Origin of the sequence: Hydrogenophaga sp. NFH-34 (assembly GCF_021401345.1) — a bacterium.
GTDB lineage: Bacteria > Pseudomonadota > Gammaproteobacteria > Burkholderiales > Burkholderiaceae_C > Hydrogenophaga > Hydrogenophaga electricum.
In genome coordinates this window covers 1-22,759 of sequence record NZ_JACBGE010000040.1, presented here as the reverse complement: position 1 = coordinate 22,759, position 22,759 = coordinate 1, and the positions used below count along the sequence as shown (strand labels likewise).

Annotated in this window: 22 protein-coding genes; 9 read left to right on the top strand and 13 right to left on the bottom strand. The window is 71.1% G+C overall.

The window, feature by feature from the left end:
* Positions 1–163: 163 nt before the first annotated feature.
* Complete coding sequence (gene ssb / locus L0977_RS24345; RefSeq protein ID WP_234267527.1) at positions 164–661, bottom strand: single-stranded DNA-binding protein; 498 nt, start codon at positions 659–661, stop codon at positions 164–166.
* A gap of 153 nt (positions 662–814) precedes the next feature.
* Between ssb and L0977_RS24340 the strand changes: the two genes are divergently transcribed.
* The gene (locus L0977_RS24340) at positions 815–2,389 is read left to right on the top strand and encodes a chloride channel protein (RefSeq protein WP_234267526.1); all 1,575 of its coding nucleotides are present in this window, start codon (positions 815–817) and stop codon (positions 2,387–2,389) included.
* Between the two features lie 32 nt (positions 2,390–2,421).
* Here the strand turns inward: L0977_RS24340 and L0977_RS24335 are convergent, their stop codons facing one another.
* Positions 2,422–3,612, bottom strand: a complete 1,191-nt coding sequence (locus tag L0977_RS24335; protein WP_234267529.1) for an MFS transporter — start codon at positions 3,610–3,612, stop codon at positions 2,422–2,424.
* A gap of 266 nt (positions 3,613–3,878) precedes the next feature.
* On the opposite strand from L0977_RS24335, the gene L0977_RS24330 reads away from it, so the two are divergent.
* Complete coding sequence (locus tag L0977_RS24330) at positions 3,879–6,917, top strand: excinuclease ABC subunit UvrA (protein WP_442786667.1); 3,039 nt, start codon at positions 3,879–3,881, stop codon at positions 6,915–6,917.
* A complete protein-coding gene (locus L0977_RS24325) occupies positions 6,914–7,831 on the top strand; it encodes a bestrophin family protein (protein ID WP_234267524.1) in 918 nt (305 codons plus the stop codon). Before L0977_RS24330 ends, L0977_RS24325 begins: the two co-directional genes overlap by 4 nt.
* Positions 7,832–7,853: 22 nt before the next feature.
* Here the strand turns inward: L0977_RS24325 and L0977_RS24320 are convergent, their stop codons facing one another.
* Complete coding sequence (locus L0977_RS24320) at positions 7,854–8,681, bottom strand: MipA/OmpV family protein (protein ID WP_234267523.1); 828 nt, start codon at positions 8,679–8,681, stop codon at positions 7,854–7,856.
* Between the two features lie 91 nt (positions 8,682–8,772).
* Here L0977_RS24320 and L0977_RS24315 point away from each other — a divergent pair, with 91 nt between their 5' ends.
* Positions 8,773–10,311 (top strand): CYTH and CHAD domain-containing protein, encoded by a 1,539-nt coding sequence (locus L0977_RS24315; protein WP_234267522.1) that lies wholly within the window; start codon positions 8,773–8,775, stop codon positions 10,309–10,311.
* Positions 10,312–10,430: 119 nt separating this feature from the next.
* The gene (locus L0977_RS24310; RefSeq protein ID WP_234267521.1) at positions 10,431–10,877 is read left to right on the top strand and encodes an acyl-CoA thioesterase; all 447 of its coding nucleotides are present in this window, start codon (positions 10,431–10,433) and stop codon (positions 10,875–10,877) included.
* 9 nt (positions 10,878–10,886) lie between these two features.
* On the opposite strand, the gene L0977_RS24305 is transcribed toward L0977_RS24310, so the two are convergent.
* The 3 genes from L0977_RS24305 to pyrF form a co-directional block, all read right to left on the bottom strand.
* A complete protein-coding gene (locus L0977_RS24305; RefSeq protein WP_234267520.1) occupies positions 10,887–11,507 on the bottom strand; it encodes a glutathione S-transferase family protein in 621 nt (206 codons plus the stop codon).
* The gene (locus L0977_RS24300; protein ID WP_234267519.1) at positions 11,504–12,220 is read right to left on the bottom strand and encodes a glutathione S-transferase family protein; all 717 of its coding nucleotides are present in this window, start codon (positions 12,218–12,220) and stop codon (positions 11,504–11,506) included. The genes L0977_RS24305 and L0977_RS24300 overlap by 4 nt, the downstream gene beginning before the upstream one ends.
* 86 nt (positions 12,221–12,306) lie before the next feature.
* Positions 12,307–13,146, bottom strand: coding sequence for an orotidine-5'-phosphate decarboxylase (gene pyrF, locus L0977_RS24295; RefSeq protein WP_234267518.1), 840 nt, complete (start codon positions 13,144–13,146; stop codon positions 12,307–12,309).
* 24 nt (positions 13,147–13,170) lie between these two features.
* Between pyrF and L0977_RS25505 the strand changes: the two genes are divergently transcribed.
* Positions 13,171–13,296: a hypothetical protein gene (locus tag L0977_RS25505; RefSeq protein WP_267966565.1), complete on the top strand. Its 126-nt coding sequence runs from the start codon at positions 13,171–13,173 to the stop codon at positions 13,294–13,296.
* A 50-nt stretch (positions 13,297–13,346) separates the two neighbouring features.
* The gene (locus tag L0977_RS24290) at positions 13,347–14,243 is read left to right on the top strand and encodes a DMT family transporter (RefSeq protein ID WP_234267517.1); all 897 of its coding nucleotides are present in this window, start codon (positions 13,347–13,349) and stop codon (positions 14,241–14,243) included.
* 27 nt (positions 14,244–14,270) lie between these two features.
* On the opposite strand, the gene L0977_RS24285 is transcribed toward L0977_RS24290, so the two are convergent.
* From L0977_RS24285 to tsaB, 3 genes are all read right to left on the bottom strand, one after another.
* Entirely contained in the window at positions 14,271–15,212 is a 942-nt protein-coding gene (locus tag L0977_RS24285) for a uracil-DNA glycosylase (protein WP_234267516.1), read from the bottom strand.
* Positions 15,209–15,715, bottom strand: a complete 507-nt coding sequence (gene rimI, locus L0977_RS24280) for a ribosomal protein S18-alanine N-acetyltransferase (RefSeq protein ID WP_234267528.1) — start codon at positions 15,713–15,715, stop codon at positions 15,209–15,211. Before rimI ends, L0977_RS24285 begins: the two co-directional genes overlap by 4 nt.
* 98 nt (positions 15,716–15,813) lie before the next feature.
* Entirely contained in the window at positions 15,814–16,581 is a 768-nt protein-coding gene (tsaB, locus tag L0977_RS24275) for a tRNA (adenosine(37)-N6)-threonylcarbamoyltransferase complex dimerization subunit type 1 TsaB (protein WP_442786668.1), read from the bottom strand.
* Positions 16,582–16,661: 80 nt separating this feature from the next.
* Here tsaB and dacB point away from each other — a divergent pair, with 80 nt between their 5' ends.
* Positions 16,662–18,170, top strand: a complete 1,509-nt coding sequence (gene dacB, locus L0977_RS24270) for a D-alanyl-D-alanine carboxypeptidase/D-alanyl-D-alanine endopeptidase (protein WP_234267514.1) — start codon at positions 16,662–16,664, stop codon at positions 18,168–18,170.
* 30 nt (positions 18,171–18,200) lie between these two features.
* Here dacB and L0977_RS24265 read toward each other — a convergent pair whose 3' ends face one another.
* The 4 genes from L0977_RS24265 to purE form a co-directional block, all read right to left on the bottom strand.
* Positions 18,201–18,434 carry a hypothetical protein gene (locus L0977_RS24265; protein WP_234267513.1) on the bottom strand — a complete coding sequence of 78 codons (234 nt, stop codon included), beginning with the start codon at positions 18,432–18,434 and terminating at the stop codon, positions 18,201–18,203.
* Positions 18,435–18,594: 160 nt separating this feature from the next.
* On the bottom strand, positions 18,595–19,605 hold the full coding sequence (locus tag L0977_RS24260; protein ID WP_234267512.1) for an L-threonylcarbamoyladenylate synthase: 1,011 nt from the start codon (positions 19,603–19,605) through the stop codon (positions 18,595–18,597).
* A 118-nt stretch (positions 19,606–19,723) separates the two neighbouring features.
* On the bottom strand, positions 19,724–20,956 hold the full coding sequence (locus L0977_RS24255; protein ID WP_234267511.1) for a 5-(carboxyamino)imidazole ribonucleotide synthase: 1,233 nt from the start codon (positions 20,954–20,956) through the stop codon (positions 19,724–19,726).
* A 4-nt stretch (positions 20,957–20,960) separates the two neighbouring features.
* Positions 20,961–21,449 (bottom strand): 5-(carboxyamino)imidazole ribonucleotide mutase, encoded by a 489-nt coding sequence (gene purE / locus L0977_RS24250; RefSeq protein WP_234267510.1) that lies wholly within the window; start codon positions 21,447–21,449, stop codon positions 20,961–20,963.
* Positions 21,450–21,575: 126 nt separating this feature from the next.
* Between purE and trxA the strand changes: the two genes are divergently transcribed.
* On the top strand, positions 21,576–22,547 hold the full coding sequence (gene trxA, locus L0977_RS24245; protein WP_234267509.1) for a thioredoxin: 972 nt from the start codon (positions 21,576–21,578) through the stop codon (positions 22,545–22,547).
* The last annotated feature ends 212 nt before the right edge of the window (positions 22,548–22,759 follow it).

The window sequence follows — 22,759 nt, the reverse complement described above, 5'->3', positions numbered from 1 at the left end:
CCTCGATGCTCGAACACCATGCGCACCGCGCGCTCGCGCACCTCGGGCGAAAACTTCACTGACTTCCTCATGGCTCCATCCTCTCAAAGATTGGAGCCTCCTCAAAATCCGGGGCGGTTCAGAAAGCGGGCCTCTCAATCAACAAAAAGCGTTCTTTTCCAATTTAGAACGGAATGTCGTCGTCCATGTCGTCGAAGCCGCTGGCCGGCTTGGCCGCGACCGGCGCCGGCGCGGGGCGCGCAGCGGGAGCGGCCCGGGGGGCGGCCGGCGGGCGGCTGTAGCCGCCGCCACCACCACCGGAACCTTCGTCACCGCCGCCCATGCCTTCGCGGCCGCCGAGCAGTTGCAACTCGGTCGCGATGATGTCGACGGTGTTCTTTTCGACGCCGGACTGGTCGGTGTACTTGCCGTACTTCAGGCGGCCTTCGACATAGATGGGGCGGCCCTTCTTGACGTATTCGCCGGCGATTTCGGCCAGGCGGTCATAGAAGGTGACGCGATGCCACTGCGTGTCTTCGACCATCTCGCCGGAGTTGCGGTCCTTGCGGCGGCTGGAGGTGGCCACGCTCACGTTGGCCACGGCCTGGCCGGAAGGCAGGTAACGGATTTCAGGGTCGCGGCCGCAGTTGCCGACGAGGATGACTTTGTTGACGGATGCCATGCGCAATTCCTTGTAACCTGAACACAAAAACCGGGAAACAGGCAAACCCGAAGCGCCTCCCCGTCAGGGGCCCGATTGTGCCGCAAGCGGGGGAAATTCCCGCCACTGCGGGTGGCCGCTGGCGCATGCGATGCCACAATCGGTCTCAGACCCATGAATCGCGACCCCAACTTCCTGCAGAACCTACAGGACGAACTCTCCGATGGCCGGGCCTGGCTGGACCGCACCATCGTGTTGGCCTACGCCGTCGCCGCCGGGCTGTGCGTGGTGCTGTTCACCCTGATGACCGAGACGGCGTTCGAGTGGTTCGAACACGTCCACGACGCCGCGCCCTGGCTGGTGCTGGTCTGGACCCCGGCGATCACGGCCCTGGTGGTGTGGTGCACGCGCACCTATTTCCCGGGCGCGGCGGGGTCGGGCATCCCGCAGGTGATCAGCGCGCTGGACCCGCACCTGCCCAAGGAAAGCCGTTCGCGCTTCGTCTCGTTCAAGCTCACCGTGGCCAAGATGGTGCTCGGCTCGATGACCATGCTGGCCGGGCTCTCGGCCGGCCGGGAAGGCCCGTCGGTGCAGGTGGCCGCGGGCGTGATGCACAGCGCCCGGCGCTGGCTGCGCCCGGGTTCGGCCATGAGCGACCACGCGCTGCTGGTGGCCGGCGGCGCCGCCGGCATCGCCGCCGCCTTCAACGCGCCGCTGGCCGGGGTGGTGTTCGCGATCGAAGAACTCTCGAACCGGCTGGAAGCGCGCAACAACGGCCTGATCATCGCGGCCATCGTGCTGGCCGGTCTGGTCGGCATTTCGGTGTTCGGCAACCTGACCTATTTCGGCGCGGTCAGCGTGCCCAAGCTGAGCTGGGGTTCGCTGTTGCCGGGCGTGCTGGTGGCGGTCATCTGCGGCGTGCTCGGCGGGCTGTTCGCGCGCCTGATGGCCGCGTCGCTGGCCGGCATGCCCGACCGGATCAGCGCGTTCCGCAAGCGCGCGCCGGTGCGTTTTGCCGCGCTGTGCGGCCTGGCGGTGGGCGTGATCGGCCTGGTTTCCGGGGGCGCGACCTTCGGCGCCGGCGATCAGGAAGTGCGCCACATGCTGGCCGGCGAAAGCGACGTCTCGCGCCTGTACGTGCTGCTCAAGTTCATGGCCACCTGGATCACCAGCTGGAGCGGCGTGCCGGGCGGCATCTTCGCGCCCTCGCTGTCGATCGGCGCCGGCGTGGGCCATGACGTGGCCCATTTCGTGGCCGGGCAGAACCTGAGCACCCTGGCGCCCAGCCTGATTGCCATCGGCATGGCCAGCTTCCTGGCCGCCACCACGCAGGCCCCGCTGACCTCGTTCATCATCGTGATGGAAATGATCGACGGCCGGCCGCTGGTGTTGAGCCTGATGGCGTCGGCCATGCTGGCGAGCCTGATTTCCCGGATGATCAGCCGGCCGCTGTACGGCACGCTGTCGGACATGATGACGCGCCGCCTGCCCAAGGCCTTCCGGAAAAAGCCGCCCCCGCCGACCCGCGTGGTGGACCCGGAGCCGCCTGCACCGGCACCCGCCGCCACCAGCGCCGCCCCCGCGTCGCCGGCAAGTGATGCGCCAGCGGCCACCACCGCAGCCCCTCAGGCCCCGGCAGCTCCTGCCCCGCCAACCGACGACGGGGGTGCCCCGGCGCAGGCGCAGCTCTTCGAAGCCCCGGGCGGCGACAAACCTCCGGCGCCGCCCGGCCCCGCCACACCGGGTTGAGCCCCCCCCTCCCGGGCAGGTGCGGCGCGGCGTCAGTGCCGCGGCGCGGCCGCAGGGGACTTCATCGGCCAGGCCACCACCAACCACACCAGCGTGGCCACGGCGCAGGCCGCAAACAGGCCGCTCGGGCCGTGCGCACGCACCAGCCAGCCGCCTACCGCGCCGCCGACAAAAAAGCCCACCGACTGCAGGGTGTTGTAGACCCCCAGCGCCGCACCGCGGGCGCCCTCGGGCGCCAGGCGCGACACCAGGCTGGGCTGGCTGGCCTCCATGGTGTTGAAGCCGATGAAGAACACGAACAGCAGTCCGCCCAGCGTCCAGAGCCCGGGCTGCGCGTCGGCCACCCACCACAGGCCCAGTTGCACCGCTGCGAGCAGGCCGATGGCGATCAGAAACGCCGCGCGCAGCCGGCCCCGGCGCTCCATCGGAAACAGCACACCGCCCATGACCAGCAGCGAAGCCGCCACCGCCGGGAGGTAGATCTTCCAGTGCTCGGCCTTGGCCAGCCCGGCCGCCACCAGCAGGGCCGGCAGCGCCATCCACATCGCCAGTTGCACCGCGTGCAGCACGAACACGCCCAGGTTCAGCCGCAGCAGGCCGGCGTGGCCCAGCACCTGGCGCAGGCCGCCCCGCACCTGCCGCATGTCGGAGGGCCGGTGCACCGCCGGCTCGGGCGGCGCCACCCAGAGCACCACGGCAATGCCGCCCAGCGCCAGCAGCGCGGTGAGGGTGAAGATGCCCGAGAGGCCGACCCAACCGGCCAACAGCGGTGCCAGCACCAGCGACAGCGCAAACATCAGCGCGATGCTCGCGCCCACGATGGCCATGGCCTTGGTGCGCACCGTGTCGCGGGTGACATCGGCCAGGAAGGCCGTGACCGCCGCCGAGATCGCGCCCGCTCCCTGCAGCGCGCGCCCGGCCGCCAGCCAGGTGAGATCGGGCGCCCAGGCCGCGATGCCGCTGCCGGCCGCAAACACCAGCAGCCCGGCCACGATGGTCGGCTTGCGCCCGAAGCGGTCGGAGGCGATGCCGAAGGGAATCTGCAGGAAGGCCTGGGTCAGGCCGTACAGCCCCATGGCCAGCCCGACGCGCGCCGGGTCGTCACCGCCCGGCAGGCGCGCCGCTTCGAGCGCGAACACGGGCAGCACGATGAACAGGCCCAGCATGCGCAGCGCGAACACCAGCGCCAGCGAGGCGCTGGCACGGCGCTCGGCACCGGTCATGCGGGACGGTTCGGCCGCAGAAGCGGTCAGGGAATCGGCCGCGGCGGCCGGAACAGCAGAAGGCGAGGACACGTCAGGCAAACGTCAGCAAGGGGACCACGCCGCCCGGGAAGGGAGGTGGCCCGCCAATCGTCAACAAAACCGCCATTGTGCGGCATGGCCCGTCGGCGCGGCAGGGCCCGGCACCCGGCCCGCTGCAACCCGGCGCCAGCCAGACGGCTGGCCCGCCCAGGCCCGGCGGCTTATCATGCCGGGTTGCCCTTTGGATGCCCGCCGTGGATGCCCGCCCACCCCTTTCCGTCACTCCCGCCGTGCTGTCGGTGCGCGGCGCGCGCACGCACAACCTCAAGAACATCGACCTGGACCTGCCCAAACACGCGCTGGTGGTGATCACCGGGCTGTCGGGTTCGGGCAAGTCCAGCCTGGCCTTCGACACGCTGTACGCGGAAGGGCAGCGCCGCTATGTGGAGAGCCTGAGCGCCTACGCGCGCCAGTTCCTGCAGCTGATGGACAAGCCCGACGTGGACCTGATCGAAGGCCTGTCGCCGGCGATCGCCATCGAGCAGAAAGCCACCAGCCACAACCCGCGCTCGACCGTGGGCACGGTGACCGAAATCCACGACTACCTGCGCCTGCTGTACGCCCGCGCCGGCACGCCCTACTGCCCCGAGCACGACCTGCCGCTGGCGTCGCAGAGCGTGGCGCAGATGGTGGACACCGTGCTGGCCCTGCCCGAAGGCACGCGGCTGATGATCCTGGCGCCGGTGGCGCGCGAGAAAAAGGGCGAGTTCGCCGACCTGTTCGCCGAGATGCAGGCGCAGGGTTACGTGCGCTTTCGCATCGGCGGCGAGGTGGTGGAGGCCGACGCCCTGCCCGCCCTCAAGAAGAACGAAAAGCACAACATCGACGTGGTGATCGACCGCATCAAGGTGCGGTCGGCCGACGAGGAGGCCCGCACGCCGCCCCCCGGCACGCCCGGCGAAGCCCGGGATGGCGGGCCGGTTCACCCGCAAAGGCAGCGGCTGGCGGAAAGCTTCGAGGCCGCGCTGCGGCTGGCCGACGGCCGCGCCATCGCGCTGGACATGGACAGCGGCGCCGAACACCCCTTCTCGGCCAAGTTCGCCTGCCCGGTGTGCCACCACACCGTGGGCGCGCTGGAGCCGCGCCTGTTCTCCTTCAACTCGCCCCTGGGCGCCTGCCCGAGCTGCGACGGCCTCGGCCACACCGAGGTGTTCGACCCCGAGCGCGTGGTCGCTTTCCCCAGCCTGAGCCTGGCCAGCGGCGCCATCAAGGGCTGGGACCGGCGCAACGGCTACTACTTCGCGATCATCGAAAGCCTGGGCGCGCACTACGGCTTCAGCCCCGACACGCCCTGGGAAGACCTGCCCGACCCCGTGCGGCAGGTGCTGCTCTACGGCTCGGGCGAAGAGGCCATCAAGTTCAGCTACGCGCTGGCCTCGGGCGAACGCGCCGGCAAGAAGGTCCACAAGAGCCACCCGTTCGAGGGCATCATCCGCAACTTCGAGCGCCGCTACCACGAGACCGACAGCGTCACCGTGCGCGAGGAACTGGCGCGCTACCGCAGTACCCAGCCGTGCCCGGAATGCGGCGGCACGCGGCTGCGCAAGGAAGCGCGGCACGTGTTCATCGGCGACGGCGAGCAGCGCGCCCCGATCTACCGCGTCAGCCACGTCACGCTGGGCGAGGCCCACGCCTACTTCCAGCGCCTGGCCCTTACCGGCGCCAAGGCCGAGATCGCCGCCCGCGTGGTCAATGAAATCAGCCAGCGCCTGAAGTTTCTCAACGACGTCGGCCTGGGCTACCTGAGCCTGGACCGCAGCGCCGACACGCTCAGCGGCGGCGAAGCGCAGCGCATCCGCCTGGCCAGCCAGATCGGCTCGGGCCTGAGCGGCGTGATGTACGTGCTCGACGAGCCCAGCATCGGCCTGCACCAGCGCGACAACGACCGGCTCATCGGCACGCTGCAGCACCTGCGCGACCTGGGCAACACCGTGCTGGTGGTCGAACACGACGAGGACATGATCCGCACCGCCGACTGGTGCGTGGACATCGGTCCGGGCGCCGGCGTGCACGGCGGGCGGATCATGGCGCAGGGCACGCCCGCGCAGGTGATGGCCGACCCGAACTCGCTGACCGGCCAGTACCTCAGCGGCACGCGCCAGATTCCGGTGCCCCCGCGCCGCACCCCCTGGCTGCCCCTGGCCACCGGCGCATCGGCCGCACCGGCACCGGCCGGTTTCCCGCGCAGCGCGCGTGCCGCTTCGGCGCCGCTGCCCGCAGAGGCCCTGCAGCGCATCCGCGTGGTGGGCGCGCGCGGCCACAGCCTGAAGAACGTGACGGTGGACGTGCCCGTGGGCCTGCTGACCTGCGTGACCGGGGTTTCGGGCTCGGGCAAGTCGACCCTGGTCAACGACACGCTGTACGCGGCGGTGGCGCGCCAGCTCTACCGCTCGCACGACGAGCCCGCGCCGCACGACGCCATCGAAGGCCTGGAGCATTTCGACAAGGTCATCAGCGTCGACCAGTCACCCATCGGGCGCACCCCGCGCTCCAACCCGGCCACCTACACCGGCCTGTTCACCGGCATCCGCGAGCTGATGGCCGAGGTGCCGGCCGCGCGCGAACGCGGTTACGGCCCGGGGCGCTTCAGCTTCAACGTGGCCGGCGGTCGCTGCGAGGCCTGCCAGGGCGACGGCGTGGTCAAGGTGGAAATGCACTTCCTGCCCGACGTCTACGTGCCCTGCGAGGTCTGCCACGGCCAGCGCTACAACCGCGAAACGCTCGAAGTCCAGTACAAGGGCCGCAACATCGCGCAGATCCTGGACATGACCGTCGAGCAGGCGGCCGACTTCTTCAGCGCCGTGCCGGCGCTCCACCGCAAGCTGCAGACCCTGCTGGACGTGGGCCTGTCCTACATCCAGCTCGGCCAGAGCGCGACCACGCTCTCGGGCGGCGAGGCGCAGCGCGTGAAGCTGGCGCAGGAGCTGAGCAAGCGCGACACCGGCCGCACGCTCTACATCCTGGACGAGCCCACCACCGGCCTGCACTTCGCCGACATCGAGCTGCTGCTCAAGGTGTTGCACCAGTTGCGCGACGCGGGCAACACCATCGTGGTGATCGAGCACAACCTCGACGTCATCAAGACCGCCGACTGGCTCATCGACATGGGCCCCGAAGGCGGCTCGGGCGGCGGCTCGGTGGTGGTCACCGGCACGCCGGAAACCGTGGCCGCCTGCGAAGCCAGCCACACCGGGCGCTACCTGGCCCGCCTGCTGCCGCGATGATCATCCGTCCCCGCCCCCACTGGCTGCGCATGCTGTTCGTGCTGCGCGGCTCGGTCGTGCCCCAGATCGCGCCGCAGTTGATCGCGGTCACGGCGCTGGCGGTGGCCGTCACCGTGCTGCACGGCCAGGTGCTCCAGTGGAAGATCCCGCTCAACTTCGTGCCGTTTTCGCTCATCGGCCTCACGCTGGCCATCTTTCTGGGCTTTCGCAACAGCACCAGCTACGCCCGCTACTGGGAAGCCCGCACCCTGTGGGGCGCGCTGCTCACCGAATCGCGCTCGCTGCTGCGCATGGCACTGACGCAGGTCGACGGGCCGCCCGACAACGCGCAGCCGCTGGCGCGGCGCCTGATGGCCTTCGTGCACGCGCTGCGGCACCAGTTGCGCGGCACCGACCCCACGGGCGACCTGCGCCGGCTGCTGCCCGACAGCGACTGCGAGCGCCTGGCCGGCGCCCGCTACCAGCCGGCGTTGCTGCTGCTGATGGCCGGCGAATGGCTGCAGGCGCAGCGCCAGGCCGGCCGCCTGGCGCCGGCGATCGTGCCGGCCATGGAAGCGCCGCTGGACCGGCTGAGCCAGGCGCTCGGCGGCTGCGAACGCATCGCCGGCACGCCCATTCCCTTCACCTACGCGGTGATGATCCACCGCACCATCTATATCTATTGCATCCTGCTGCCGTTCGGCCTGGTCGATGCGCTCGGCCTGATGACGCCGGTCATCGTGGCCTTCCTGGCCTACACCTTCTTCGCGCTGGAAGCGCTGGGCACCGAGATCGAAGAGCCCTTCGGCACCGAACCCAACGACCTGGCGCTCGACGCGATGTCGGCCGCCGTCGAGGCCTCGCTGCGCGAGATGCTGGGTGAGGCACTGCCCCCGGTGTCGCCGCCCGCGCCCGGGCAGATCGTGCTGACCTGAACGGCGGCGGCTCCGCGCGGCCTCAGAACCCGCCGCGCCAGGCCACGCCGAAGGTCAGGCCGTAGGTGGACACGCGGTCGATCAGCGGGCTGTTGCGCGCGGGTCCGGCGATGCGGCCCAGGGTCACCCCGCCAAAAGCCACCCAGTGCCGGCTCAGGAAATGCGCAAAATCGGCCGACAGCTGCGCGTTCTCCAGCCCGGCTTTCGGGGCGTACGGATTCACACCCGCCGTGGCCGCCGCCCGGGCCGGCACACCGTAGGTGGTGTTCATGAATTCGCGGTTGCCGCCGCCGGCCGCCAGGGTGAAGTCCCAGTAGGTGGCTTCGGACACCGGGTGCCGGTAGCTCACGCTGCCGCCCAGCCGCGCACCGCCGCCACGGCCCATCACGTCCTTGTCGCCACTGAGGCCCACGGTCCAGTGCGGGTCCAGCGTCCAGCGCGCCGACAGGCGCACGCGCATGGTGCTGCGCACGTCGTCCAGATCGGCCCAGCGGGGATCGTCTTCGATGCTGCGCCCGTTGTCCCAGCGCAACGAGGCCCCGAGCGAAAACCCTTCGTCGCGCAGCAGATCGGTGCTGACGCCGGTCTCGTAGGCACGCCGGCCGGTGTTGAGCAGCGCGTTGGCGCGCGACCGCGAGATCCGCACCGGGCCGAGCTGGAACGAGAACATGGGCTTGAGGTCCACCGTCGGCTTGGCACTGCCGATGTAGCCGATGGCGCTGGATACCGACGCGCCGATCAGGTAGCCTTGCTCGTCGTCGCCGATCGACGCCCCTGATTCCTGCGCCCAGACCGGAGCGGCCAGACAGACGAGGCCGCCCAGGGCGGCGAGTTTCCATGAATGCTGCATGGGCGGCGATCATAGCCAGTCCACCCGACAAACCAATGATTGCTTTCACCGATGGTGCTCGGCCGCAACACCCCGCAATGACCACCCCACCATGGCCCAGGAAACCGAACTGAAACTGCGGCTGAATGCCGACGACCTGCCCCGCCTGCTGGCACACCCCCTGCTGCAAGCGGTGCGCCCGCGGCGCCAGCGCCTGTTCAACACCTATTTCGACACCCCGGGCCTGGCACTCATGGCGCAGCGCATCGCGGTGCGTGAACGCCGCATCGGCCGCCGCACGCTGCTGACGGTCAAGACCGCCGGCAGCTCGACCGGTGGCCTGTCGCAGCGCGGCGAATGGGAAGGCCCCACCACACCAGGGGTTTTCGACTTCGAGGCCCTGGTCGATCACCCGGACCTGGCGCGCGACCTCGCCGCGCAGGCCTGGCAGCTCGTGCCCGTCTTCCGGACCGACTTTCACCGCACGACCTGGCAGCTCGAGCACGGCGGCGGGCGCATCGAGGTGGCGCTGGACCAGGGGTTCATCCGCACCGGCCGGGGCCGCGGTCCCCAGGCCATGGCGCTGCTGGAGCTGGAGCTCGAACTGACGCAAGGGCCGGTGGACGCCCTGCTCGCCCTGGCGCTGGAACTGACCCGCCCGGCCGGCGCCACCGGCTCGCCGACCCTGTGGCTCCTGCCCGACGACCGCAGCAAGGCCCAGCGGGGGCTGGCGCTGTTCCAGGGCCAGCCCCCGCACCCCGTCCGCGCCGGCGAAGTGCCTTTGCGCCCGGACATGGGCCCGGTCGCCGCCTTCCGCCAGGCCGCCCTGCAGGCCCTGGCGCAGTTGCAGGCCAACACCCACGGCCTGATCGATGCCGCGCAGGGCACTATGCCCCCCGATCCGGAATTCGTGCACCAGGCGCGGGTGGCTTTGCGGCGCCTGCGCACCGGCCTGCAACTGTTCGACGCCTTCCTGCCCCCCCGCTTCGTGCGCCGCTGGCGCCGGCACTGGAAAGACCTGCACGGGGCGCTGGCCGAAACCCGCAACTGGGACGTGTTCGCCACCGAACTGCTGCCCGCGCTGGCACCGCCGTCCGGCGAGCCGGCGCCCTGGTCGGGCTGGACCGCCTGGGCCGCCGCACAGCGCCAGACCGCCACCGGGCAGGTCGTCGCACGCCTGGGCACCTCCGACCACGCCCGGGCCGTGCTGCGCTTCACCCGCGAGCTGCTGGCCCTGCCGGAGGCACACCGCCCCCGGCGCTCCCTGGCCGGCTGGGCCCGCCAGACCGTGCACCGGCAGCACCAGCGCCTGCGCACACACGCCCGGCAGGCGCTGCGCGAAGACGCCGAAGCCCGCCACGCGCTGCGCCTCGACCTCAAACGCCTGCGCTACACGCAGGACTTTTTGGCCAGCCTGCTGCCGGCCGCGGCCCGCCGGCGCAGCGACGCCGCGCTGCGCCGGGCGCAGGACCGGCTGGGGCACTGGAACGACCTCGATACCGCGCTCGGCCTGCTCGAACGCCAGCCGCGCCAGCGCCCGCCGGGCCGCCGGGCCTTGCGCCAGGCCCTGGAGCGCCAGCTGGCGCGGGGCCTGAAAGCGCTGCCCACGCTGGAAAAGGCGCTGGTGAGCACCCCGTCACCGTGGCGCTGAAACGCCCAACGGACGCCGCCGGTATGCCCCTGCACACAACCCGACACACCTGCTGACTTGGCAAAGCCCGCCCGGCCTGACCAGAATGGCGCATCGCCCGCACCTGAGGGAATCTGGCCATGTCCACCATCACCCTGCGTTTCCTGGTTGAACCCGGCGACCTGGGCCCCGACCACCGGGTCGCGGGCGGCACGGTCGTGAAATGGATCGACCAGGCCGGCCACGCCTGCGCCAGCGCCTGGGCACAAGGCCCGTGCGCCACGGTCTACCTCAGCAGCATCCGTTTCCAGCGCACCCTGCGGCTGGGGGACATGGTGGAGGTGCAGGCCCGGCTCGCCTTCACGGGCCGCACGAACATGAACATCATGGTGGAGCTGCTCAGCGGCTCGCTGGCACGCGGTGCGCTGATCAAGACCGCCGAATGCCTGGCGGTCTACCTGGCGCTGGACGCCCAGGGCGAGCCCCAGCCCGTGGACAGCTGGACCCCCGGCACCCCGGGCGAGATGGCGCTGGCCAGCAGCGCGCGCGAGAAGTTCGACGCCACGCGCCCCGCTCCGCTGGAGTGAGGCGGCAGGTCAGACCTGCGCGCTGGGCCGCGCGGCCATGCGGTCGCGCCAGGCCTGCAGCGCGTGGAATCCCTCGGCGCCGGCCTGGAAGCGCATCAACCGGGCAAATTCGATCGCGCAGAAAGCCGTGATGTCGGCAATGGTCAGGCGCTCGCCCGCCACCCAGGGCTGGCGCTGCAGTTCAGCGTCGAGCCAGGCCGCCACCTCGCGCAGCTTCTCGCCCTGGGAGCGGCCGAACTCGGGGAACTGCGGCTGCTCCAGCGGCGCCAGCCCGGGGTGCGTGTGCCGGATGCAGTGGCCGATGGGCAGCATGAAATACCACTCCACGCGGCGGTCGGCCATCTCGATGAAGGCCCGCTCGGTGGCGTCGACGCCCATCAGGTTGGGCTCGGGAAACAGGCCTTCGGCATAGGTGCAGATGGCGCGGGTTTCGGTCAGCACGCGGCCGTCCGGCAGCTCCAGCGCCGGCACGCGCGCCAGCGGGCTCTTGGCCCGGAAGGCCGCGCCCTTGTGCTCCTGCGCGTTGAGGTCGACGTCGACCAGCTCGAAGCGGTCCAGCACCTGTTTTTCGGCCAGGAACATCAGCACGCGGCGCGGGTTCGGTGCACGGGAAGCGGTGTGCAGTTTCATGCGGCGCCCCCGGTGCGGCCTGCGCGCCCCATTTCCACCACGGACCGGGCCTCCTGCGAAAAGCGCTGCGCGGCGGCATCGCCATCGCGCGCCAGGTCGATCTTCGAAGGCGGCTGTTCGATGCCGCGCTGCACGGCGGGGCGCGCCCGCAGCGCGTCGCGCCAGCGTTTGAGGTGCGGCAGCCCGTCCAGCTCCACGCCCGACCAGCGGTGCGTGCGCACCCAGGCCCAGTTCGCGATGTCGGCGATGGAATAGTCGCCCGCCAGGTATTCGTGGTCTTTCAGGTGCCCGTCGAGCACGCCGAACAGGCGCCGCACCTCGCCCTGGTAGCGGTCGATCACGGCCGGGATCTTGTCTGGAAAGTAGCGGAAGAACACATTGGCCTGACCCATCATGGGCCCGATGCCGCCCATCTGGAACATCAGCCATTGCAGCACGCGCGAGCGGCCCTGGGGATCGGCGGGCATCAGGCGGCCGGTTTTTTCGGCCAGGTAGATCAGGATCGCGCCGGACTCGAACACCGCGAAGTCGTCGGCGTCGTGATCGACGATGGCCGGGATGCGGCCGTTGGGATTGATGGCCAGGAAGGCCGGCTCGCGCTGCTGATGGCGGGCCAGGTCCAGCACCTGGAGGGTGTAGGGCAGGCCCAACTCTTCAAGGGCGATGGAAATCTTGTGCCCGTTGGGCGTGGGCGCGGTGTACAGGTCGATCACGGGGTGTCTCCTCGATGGTCAACCCATGGTAGCCCGGGCACCGGCCCGCGCGTGTCGCCGGCGCACAGCGCGCCGGCCGGGCCCGCTCAGCCGCGCGCCGCGTTCAGCACATCGCGCGTGCGCAGGGCCTCGGCCCGCGCGGCGGCGGCAAAACCCGCGTCGCCCGCGGCGTAGAGGATGGCGCGCGAAGAATTGACGATCACCGCGCCGGTGGTGGCGCCGCCCTGGCTGCGGTGGCCGGCGCGCACGGTGGCCACCGCGTCGCCGCCCTGGGCACCCACGCCGGGGATCAGCAGCGGCACGGTCGGCGCAAGTTCACGCACGCGCTCGATTTCGGCCGGGTAGGTGGCGCCCACGACCAGCCCGAGCTGGCCATTGAGGTTCCAAGGCCCCTGCGCCAGGCGCGCCACGTGTTCGTACAGCAGGGGCTGGCCGTCGACCGACGCCAGGCGCTGGTTCTGCAGGTCGTCGCCACCGGGGTTGGAGGTGCGGCACAGCAGGAAAGCGCCCTTGCCGTGGTACTTGAGGTAGGGCGCCACGGAGTCGAAACCCATGAAGGGCGAGAGCGTGACCGCGTCGGCGCCGTAGCGCTCGAAGGCCTCGATGGCGTACTGCTCCGCGGTGGAGCCGATGTCGCCGCGCTTGGCGTCCAGGATCACCGGCACCTGCGGCGCCACGGCGCGCATGTGCGCCATCAGGTGTTCCAACTGGTCTTCGGCACGGTGGGCCGCGAAGTAGGCAATCTGCGGCTTGAAGGCGATCACGGCGTCGGCCGTGGCGTCGACGATGGCGGCGCAGAAGTCGTAGATCTTCGAGGCGTCGCCTTGCATGCCGGCCGGGAACTTCGCCGGATCGGGGTCGAGGCCGACGCAGAGCAGGGATCGGTTCTGGCGCTCTGCCGCGCCCAGCATGTCGAGAAAGGTCATCGGGCGATTTTAAAGAAGCCGCTGGTGCGCCCGCCTCCCGGCGCACCGCCCGCCGAGGCCACGGGGTCGGTGTCCTATTTCGCCACGGCCGTCGACGCCTACGGCAACACGGGCGACAGCGACCACGCCGTCGTCACCATCACCGACTGAGTATTCCCGGGGCCGCACGCCCCGCCCCGCCGGCCGCTAACATTGCCAGGATGCCCCTGTCCCGACGCCAACTGACCCTGCTCGTCCTGCTCACCCTCATCTGGGGGGTCAACTGGCCCATCATGAAGCTGGGCGTGACCGGGTTCCCGCCCCTGAGCTTCCGCACCCTGAGCATGTGGCTGGGCCTACCGGTGCTGGCGGCCGTGCTGGTGCTGCGGCGCGAGCCTTTCACCATCGCACGCGCGCACTGGCGCGAACTGGGCGTGCTGACGGTGCTGAACATGCTGTTCTGGCACACGCTGGCCATCCTCGCGGTGCAGTCGCTCTCCAGCGGGCGGGCGGCCATCCTGGGCTACACCATGCCGGTGTTTTCGGCCGTGATCGGCGCGCTGTGGTTCCAGCAGCGGCTGCCGGCGCGCGCCTGGGGGGGCGTGCTCGCGGCGGCGCTCGGTGTGGTGCTGCTGCTCTGGCACGAAGTGATCTCGCTCACCGGCCGGCCGCTGGGCGTGGCCATGATGCTGGCCGCGGCCGCCGTCTGGGCCGTGGGCACGCAACGCATGCGCCGCACCACCATCCCGGCCTCGACGCTGACCATCAGCTTCTGGATGACCCTGCTGACCGCGCTCTGGATGACGCTGCTGTCGGTGGTGTTCGAGCGCGGGACCTGGAGCGCCCCGAGCCCGGCGGTGTGGGCCGCCATCGTCTACAACGCGCTGGGCGTGTTCGCCTTCGCCCAGGTGGTCTGGCTCATGCTCGCCCGCGACCTGCCCCCCATCGCCTCCACGCTCTCGGTGATGTTCATTCCCGTGCTCGGCGTGTTCAGCGGCGCACTCTGGCTCGGCGAGGTGCTGCACTGGCAGGACTGGGCTGCCGTGGCCCTGGTGGTCGTGGCCATCGCCACGGTCCTATGGCCTGCGGGAAAGGGGAACGCCCCCCTGCGCGCCTGACGGCGCTTCCCCCTCTCTGGCGCGCCGTCAGGCGCGCAGGGGGTTGTTCACCGTCTCCATCGCCAGGCACAGGTCTTCCCAGGCCTTGCGCTTGTCGGCCGGGGTGCGCAGCAGGTAGGCGGGGTGGTAGGTGACGATGACGGGCACGCCCTCGTAGCGGTGCACGCGGCCGCGCAGGCGGCCGATGGGTTCGGTGGTCTTGAGCAGGGACTGCACCGCAAAGCGCCCCATGGCCAGGATGATCCTGGGCTGCACCAGCGCCACTTGCCGCGCCAGGAACGGCTCGCACTGTGCCACCTCTTCGGGTTGCGGATTGCGGTTGGCCGGCGGGCGGCACTTGAGCACGTTGGCGATGTAGGTACCACCGCCCGGCTGCCCTTCGGCAGGCTCCCGGGTGCGGCCGATGGCGCGCAGCATGTTGTCGAGCAACTGGCCGGCCGGCCCCACGAAGGGCTGGCCCTGCCGGTCTTCCTGTTCACCGGGTGCTTCGCCGATCACCATCCAGTCGGCCTGCTGGTCGCCCACGCCGAACACAGTCCGGCGTCGCGTGCGGCACAGGCCGCAGGCGGTGCAACCGGCCACGGCCTCGGCCAGCGCGGGCCAGTCCATGGCCCCGACGCCGGCCGGCCGCTCGCCCAGGATCACGGCCGGGGCGGGTGCAGGCACTGCAGGCGAGCGCACGGGGGCGGCGGAGGCACGCGACGCCGCTGGTGCGGCCACCGGCGGCGTCCTGGCCGTGTCCGGTGGCTGCGGCGCCTGCGGCCCCCGCGGCGCCGATGGTGCGGTTGCGGGCACGGCCGGTGCCGGAGTGGCGTCGGCCACAGGCGATGGCACCGCGGCGGCAACGCCCGGCGCGGGGGGCTTGGGCGCCCAGACCCGCACGCCCATTTCGGCCAGCATGGCGCGCTGCCGGGCATCGAGCTGCGGCACGAAAGAGGTGTCGAAAACCGGCGAACCGTCGTCGCTCATGCGCCCTCCCCACCGGGCTGCACCGCACCGGGGGTGCGCAGGTCCAGGCTCATGACCACCGCGTCCTCGCGCGCCAGGTGCCCGGCCGGGTAATAGCCCTTGCGCACGCCCACCGCGGTGAAACCGTAGCGCTCATAAAGGTGGCGTGCCGGCTGGTTGCTCTGGCGGACCTCCAGCCACAGCCACTGGGCGCGCTGGCCGCGCGACCACAGCACCAGGGCGTCGAGCAGGAAACGGCCCCAGCCCTGGCGCTGGAACGCCGGGGCCACGGTGATGTTCAGCAGGTGCACTTCATCGACCCCGGGCATCGCCACCAGGTAACCGAGCAGCACCCGACCATCCGACCGCGCCGGCGACGGCATCTCCCCTGGCAAGGCCTGCCCCAGCAGCATGACCACCGGGTAGCCCGCCTGCAGGGAGTCGCGAAAGTGCTTGGGGGTCCAGGGGTGGGGATAGGCGCGCTTTTCCACCTCGTGCACGGCATCGAGGTCGGCCACCGTCATCGGCACGAAGGCGATGCGGCGGTCGGCCACCGGGGCGGTCGGCAGCGTCTGCTGGCCCGGCCACCAGGCGGCAGGGGTGCCGGTGTCCGGCGCCGCGCTCACCGCAGGGCTCCTGCGCGCTCGCGCTCCTCGGTGGTCCGGGCCACCTTGTCGCGCACATACAGCGGCAGCGCCTGCGCCGCGGGCACCGCCAGCCCCTGGGTCAGCAGGCCGGGCGCCAGCCGCAGCAGCGCACCGGCCGTGGGCAGCACCACCAGCCGCTCGCCCGGCACGGCCTGCAACCGCTCGCCATACGCCGCCAGCGCATTGCCGGCCAGCCACAGGCCCTGACCGGCAGCCGGAGCACCGTGCCCGGCCAGCCAGTCCCCGAGGGCCTCGGGGGCCACCAGCACCGGCGCGGCGATGGCCCGCAGTTGCTCGCCGTCCACGGTATACAGCGCGGCGTAGATCTCGTCCATGCGGGCGTCCAGCAGGGCCGCCACCAGGGTCATCGGCGGCGCGTCCACGGTCTGGCTGCGCTGCCAGCGCGCCTCTTCGGCCAGCGCCAGCAGCGTGTCCACCGGCAGCACGGGCAGACCTGGCGCCTCAGGTTGCCCGGCGCGGGCGCCGTAGCCCAGGCCCTGGGCCACCGCACACGCCGTGCGCAGCCCGGTGAACGCGCCCGGCCCGCGCCCGAACACCACGGCGTCCAGCGTGGACAGGGCCCAGCCCGCCTGCGCCAGCAGCGTCTGGGCCGCCGGCAGCAGGGTGGTGGACGCCTGGGCAGCGCCGGCGCCGGCGTAGCTGGCGGGCACCGCGCCCGGGCCGCCTGTGCCCACGGCCACCGACAAGGTGTCGGTGCTGGATTCGATGGCCAGAAGGCGCAGGGCGGGCGAAACAGTCATCCGGCGATTATCGGCCAGGGGGTGAGCGCCGCCTGCCCGGCCCCCGGTTCGATAATGGCGCCATGCCTCCGCTCCGCCTCGCCACCCGACTCCGCACCCTCTGCCTGGCCTGGCTGGCGGCCACGACCCTGCCCGCCTGCGCGCAACGGCCGGTGTCGGTGGACACCCTGCCCCCGCCGGTGCTGGCCGCGCTGCAGCGCGCCGGCGTACCGCCTTCGGCGCTGTCGGCGGTGGTGGCCCCACTGGACGGGGACCCGGTGCGGCTGAGCCACCGGGCCGAGGTGCCCGTCAACCCAGCCTCGGTCATGAAGTTGGTGACCACTTACGCCGCCGTCGACCTGCTCGGCCCCGACTACACCTGGGACACGCGCTTCTACACCGACGGCCGGGTCGAGGCCGGGGCGCTGCGCGGCAACCTCTATGTGCGCGGCAGCGGCGACCCCAAGTTCGTGCTGGAACGCATCCAGGCGGCCTTCGCCGCACTGCAGGGCCAGGGCGTGCAGGTGATCCTGGGCGACATGGTGCTGGACCACTCGGCCTTCGAAATCGACCCGCACCACGACCCGGCGGCCTTCGACGGCGAAGGGCTGCGGCCCTACAACGCCGCGCCCGACGCCCTGCTGGTGAATTTCAAGTCGGTGATCCTGCGCTTCACGCCCGATGCCCAGGCCGGCGTGGCACGCGTCAGCAGCGAACCGCCCCTGGCCGGCCTGGCCATCGACGCCACCGTGCCGCTGGCGCGGGGCAAGGGCTGCGGCGACTGGCGCGGCGACCTGCAGGGCCGCTTCGACAACCCGAACGCCATCCGCTTCGAGGGCCGCTACCCGCCGGGCTGCGGCGAGCGCATCTGGCCCGTGGCCTACCAGGACCCGGCCTCCTACGCCGCGCGCGCGCTCGAAGGCCTGTGGCGGGCCAGCGGCGGGCTGATCACCGGCAAGGTGCGCACCGGCGCCACACCGCCCGGGGTGCGCCTGCTGCACGAAGCGCGCTCGCTGCCCCTGTCGGACATCATCACCGACGTCAACCAGTGGAGCAACAACGTGATGGCCCAGCAGGTGTTCCTGACCCTGGGCCGGCTGGCACCCCCGCGCCTGGACAGCGCCACCGCACCGCGTGGCCCCTTGCAACCGATCCGGCCGGGCCGGTTCGAGCGTTCGCGCGAAGTGCTGCGCACCTGGTGGGTCAACACCTTCGGCCTCAAATACTCGGCGCCGGTGCTCGACAACGGTTCGGGCCTCTCGCGCGACGAACGCATCACCCCCGAGTCGCTGGCGCAATTGCTGCGCCACGCAGCCAACAACCCGAACGGCCAGACGTTTGTGCAGTCGCTGGCCATCGCCGGCGTGAACGGCACGGCCGCCCGGCTGGCCCAGGGGCCCGGCAGCGCCGCACGCGGCAATGCGCGGGTGAAGACGGGCACGCTGCGCGACGTGACCGGCATCGCCGGTTATGTGCAGGCCCAGGATGGGCAGCGGTATGCGGTGGTGGGCATCATCAACCACCCGAACGCGGGGGCCGGGCGCCCGGCCCTGGACGCCTTGCTGGAGTGGACGGCCAGCGCCGCCCACTGAGCGGCCGCCCGAACCCCGTTGCGAAAGCTGTCAGGCGAGCAGCACCACCAGCGCCACAGCGATCGCGGCCACCGCGCCAACCCACAGCCAGGGCTGGCGGCGGCGCTGCGCCAGTCCGCGTTCGCGGCGGCGGTCCAGCGCGTCGTCGAGCAGCCGGTCGGAGCCGACGTCGGACTGCACCGTGTTGTAGTACTGGTGTACGGTGTCGTCGTTGATCACCAGGGCATCGGACTGGCGGGAATGGACAAACTGGTTGTTTTTCATGGCACTGGAGACGTTCAAGAGATGGGAGCCGGCGCAGGTACCCGCCCACCCGGGCGCAGCACCCCCCATCCCGCCCTTCTCTTCGGCAACGGTTGGCCATTCTTGAGTCCCATGCGGGGTGTCCGACACCCCGAAGGTCGCTCAGAGCGACAGGCGGTGGTCAGGCGGCCGCGCGCTGCAGGCGGTCACGCACGCCGTCCCAGGCCGTGTCCCCGGGGGGCGTCTCCACCCAGATGAGGCGGACTCCGGTGGCGTCCAGCTCGCGCAGCACGGCAAACAGCTCGTGGGCACAGGCGGCGGCATCGGCCGGCATGCGGCGCACCGCCATCCCCGGTGCCGCTTTCAGGGGCGCGCGCGCATACACCGCGATGTGCTTCGCGTCGGCGCCCAGCACCTCCAGCGCGGCCTGCAGGGGCTGGGCTTCCATCAGCCGCACCTTGGCGCGCGGCGCATAGTGCGATTCAAGCGTGCCCGAGGCGCGCGGCGCGGTGGCGTCGCGCTCGCGCAGTGGCTGACCGCAGGCGGCCTCGATCTGCGCCGGGGTGAGCATGCCGGGGCGCAGCAGCACCGGCACGCCCCGCGAGCAGTCCACGATGGTCGATTCGATGCCCACCGGGCAGACACCGCCATCGAGGATGAGCAGCTGATCGTCGCCCAGATCGGCGAATTCCTCGGCCACGTGCGCGGCGCTGGTCGGGCTGACGCGCCCGAAACGGTTGGCGCTGGGTGCGGCCACGCCCAGCACGCCGTGCGTGCGGGCCGCCTTCAGCAGCGCCTGCGCCACCGGGTGTTCCGGGCAGCGCACGCCCACCGAATCCTGGCCGCCGGCCGCCACTGCGGCAACCCCGGGCCGGCGCGGCAGGATCAGCGTCAGCGGACCGGGCCAGAAGGCCTGCATCAGCGCCACGGCCACGTCGGGCACGCTGTGCGCCAGCGGTGCCACCGCCGCGCGCCAGTCGCCGCCCTCGGCCGGCGGGATGTGCACGATCAGCGGGTGGTCGCTGGGCCGGCCCTTGGCGGTGAAGATGCCGTTCACCGCGCTGGCGTTGCCGGCGTCGGCCGCCAGGCCGTACACCGTCTCGGTCGGCATGCCGACCAGGCCGCCCGCAGCCAGGCGCAACGCGGCCTGCTCGATGGCCACCGGGTCGCTGGCGTTCAGAACAAGAGGCATGAGTGAAATGGTCTTGTCAGATGCAAAGGCAGCACAGGCCAGTGTCCCGAGGAGCCGGCTTTGCCGGGCCGCCGGTGCGGCCCCCTGGGGGGGAGGCGCCGCAGGCGCATCGGGGGGGTCATAAGCCTTGCAGGCCCAGCAACGCCAGGACCTGGGCCGCGGTGTCGCGCACCTGTGCCAGCGTGGCGCCGGTGATGTTCAGGTGGCCCATCTTGCGGCCCGGGCGGGCGCTGAGCTTGCCGTACAGGTGCAGGTTCGTGCCCGGCAGCGCCAGCACCTGCGCCCAGGGCGGCGACACCGGTTGCTCGCTGGCCTCGGCGCGCACGCCGTTGGGTTGAAACCAGAGGTCGCCCAACAGGTTGACCATCAGCGCCGGGCTGTGCGCGCGCGGCGTGGGCAGCGGCAGGCCGGCCAGCGCACGCACCTGCGCCTCGAACTGCGAAACGTCGCAGGCGTTCTGCGTGTAGTGGCCGCTGTTGTGCGGGCGCGGCGCCATCTCGTTGACGACCAGATCGCTGCCACCCTGGCCGTTGTCGACCACGAAATACTCGACGCAGAGCACGCCCACATAGCCCAGGTGGTTGGCGATGGCGACGGTGGAGGCCTGCGCACGCGCGGCCAGATCGGCCGGCACCGCGCCCTCGTGCACCTCGGTGATCGCCAGGATGCCGTCGTGGTGGGTGTTCTTCTGCACCGGGAAGACGGCCACCTGGCCGTCGGCGCCGCGCGCCACCAGCACCGAACACTCGCTCTGCAGCGGCAGCATTTTTTCCAGCACACAGGCCACGCGGCCGAGCTGTTCCCACGCGGCAGCCAGCTCGGCGCGGGTCTTCACGCGGATCTGGCCCTTGCCGTCGTAACCCAGACGCGCGGTCTTGAGGATGCCAGGCAGCAGGTCGTCGGCCACCGCCGCCAGTTGCCCGGCGGTTTCGATAGTGGCGTTGGGCGCGGGGTGCACACCGCTGATGGCCGCGCACTGGCTGAAGTGCGCCTTTTCGGCGATGCGGTCCTGCGCCACGGCGACGCAGTCGGCCGAGGGCGCCACCGGGCGCTGCGCGGCCAGCGTGCGCAGCGCGGCGGCGGGCACATTTTCGAATTCGGTGGTGATGGCGTCACAGCGCTGCGCCAGTTCGGCCAGACCCTGCGGGTCTTCGTAACCGGTGCGGATGTGGTGGTGCGCGATCAGGCCGGCCGGGCTGGCCGGGTCGGCGTCGAGCACCACGGTGACGTAACCCATGGCCTGCGCGGCCTGCACGAACATGCGGCCGAGCTGGCCGCCGCCCATCACGCCCAGGGTCATGGGCTGGCCACGGTCGTTCAGCGCGCCGGGCAACAAAGGGGTGAGGCTCATGGGGTCAGACGGGCAGGGTCATGGCGCGCGCGGCTTCGGTCTGCGCGGCTCGGAAAGTTTCCAGTTTCTGGCGCAGCACCGGATCCTGATTGGCCAGCAGGGCCACGGCGAACAGCGCCGCGTTGGCGGCCCCGGCGGCACCGATGGCGAAGGTGGCCACCGGCACCCCCTTGGGCATCTGCACGATGGAATGCAGCGAATCCACGCCCGAGAGCGCCTTGGACTGCACCGGCACGCCCAGCACCGGCACCACCGTCTTGGCGGCGAGCATGCCCGGCAGGTGCGCCGCGCCGCCGGCACCGGCGATGATGGCCTGCAGGCCCCGGCCGGCGGCGGCCTCGGCGTAGGCAAACATGTCGTCGGGCATGCGGTGCGCCGAGACCACGCGCGCCTCGTGCGCGATGCCGAAGTCTTGAAGGATCTGCACGGCGTGCTGCATGGTGTCCCAGTCGCTGCTGGAACCCATGACGACGCCGACCTGGGGCTGGCTCATGGAAAGGGCTTTCTGCGGGGCCCGGCAAGGGGCGGCCAATCGGGGGTGGCGCGCGAACGTCGGCGCTCCGGTAAAGTGCGGATTTTACGTTTTGCGACCGCGGGCATCCCCGCCCGCCGACACGCCATGATCAACGTCACCATCGCCAACTTCGAAGCCGAGGTCATCGAAGCCTCCATGCACACCCCCGTGCTGGTGGACTTCTGGGCCCCCTGGTGCGGCCCCTGCAAGGTCATCGGACCGCTGCTCGAAAAGCTCGAAACCGAGTACCAGGGCCGCTTCAAGCTGGTCAAAATCGATTCCGATCAGGAGCAGCAGCTCGCCGCCGCCTTCGGCATCCGCAGCATCCCGACCTGCGTGCTGCTGATCGGCGGCCAGCCGGTCGACGGCTTCATGGGCGCCGTACCCGAGGGCCAGGTCAAGGCCTTCCTCGACAAGCACCTACCCAGCGAAGAAGAACTGGCGGCCCTGGCCGAAGCCGACGAAGCCCAGCAGATGCTGGCCGAAGGCGCCGAGGGCGACACCGACGCTGTCTCGGCCCTGGAAAAGCTGGCCCATGCCGTGGCCCAGGCACCGGACAACGACGATCTGCGCTTCGAACTGATCAAGCAGTCGATCAGCCACGGGCTGTTCGAGCAGGCCGCCGCTGCCCTGGCCCCGGCGCTGGCGCGCATCCCCGTGTCGCTGCGCTTCGAGGCCCTGGCCCAGTGGCTCAACGCGCTCGAATTCGTGGGCACCGACCCGCGCGGCCAGTGGCCGCTGGAACAGTTCGACGACCTCATCGGCCAGAACAAGCGCGACTTCGACACCCGCTTCGCCAAGAGCCGCGTGCTCATCGCCATGGGCGAGTGGCCGGCGGCACTCGACGAACTGCTGGAAATCATCATGCGCGACAAGAAGTGGGCCGACGAGGCCCCGCGCAAGACCTACATCGGCCTGCTGGAACTCATGACCCCGCCCCAGCCCAAGGCCGATCCGGCCGCCGCCGGCAAGAGCGCGGGCGGTATCGAGCTGGCGGGCCAGTCCGTGGTGCAGGAAGACCCACAGGCGCAAATGGTGTCGCAGTACCGCCGCAAGCTGAGCATGGCACTGAACTGATCCCCCTGCGCGGCGGCGTCGCTTCCCCCGGAAGCGGCGCCGCGCCTGCGAACTGGCAAAGCCAGTTCCGTGATGCGCCTGGACAAGCGAGCTAGCTGTGATGTCTCAATAGGTTGTTAACCCGGAAGGGTCTGGGAGACTGGAGTTACGACGCTTCAGAACTCTCAGAGGAATCCCCCCGGATGAACAGCCACAAGAATGCCAGAACCACC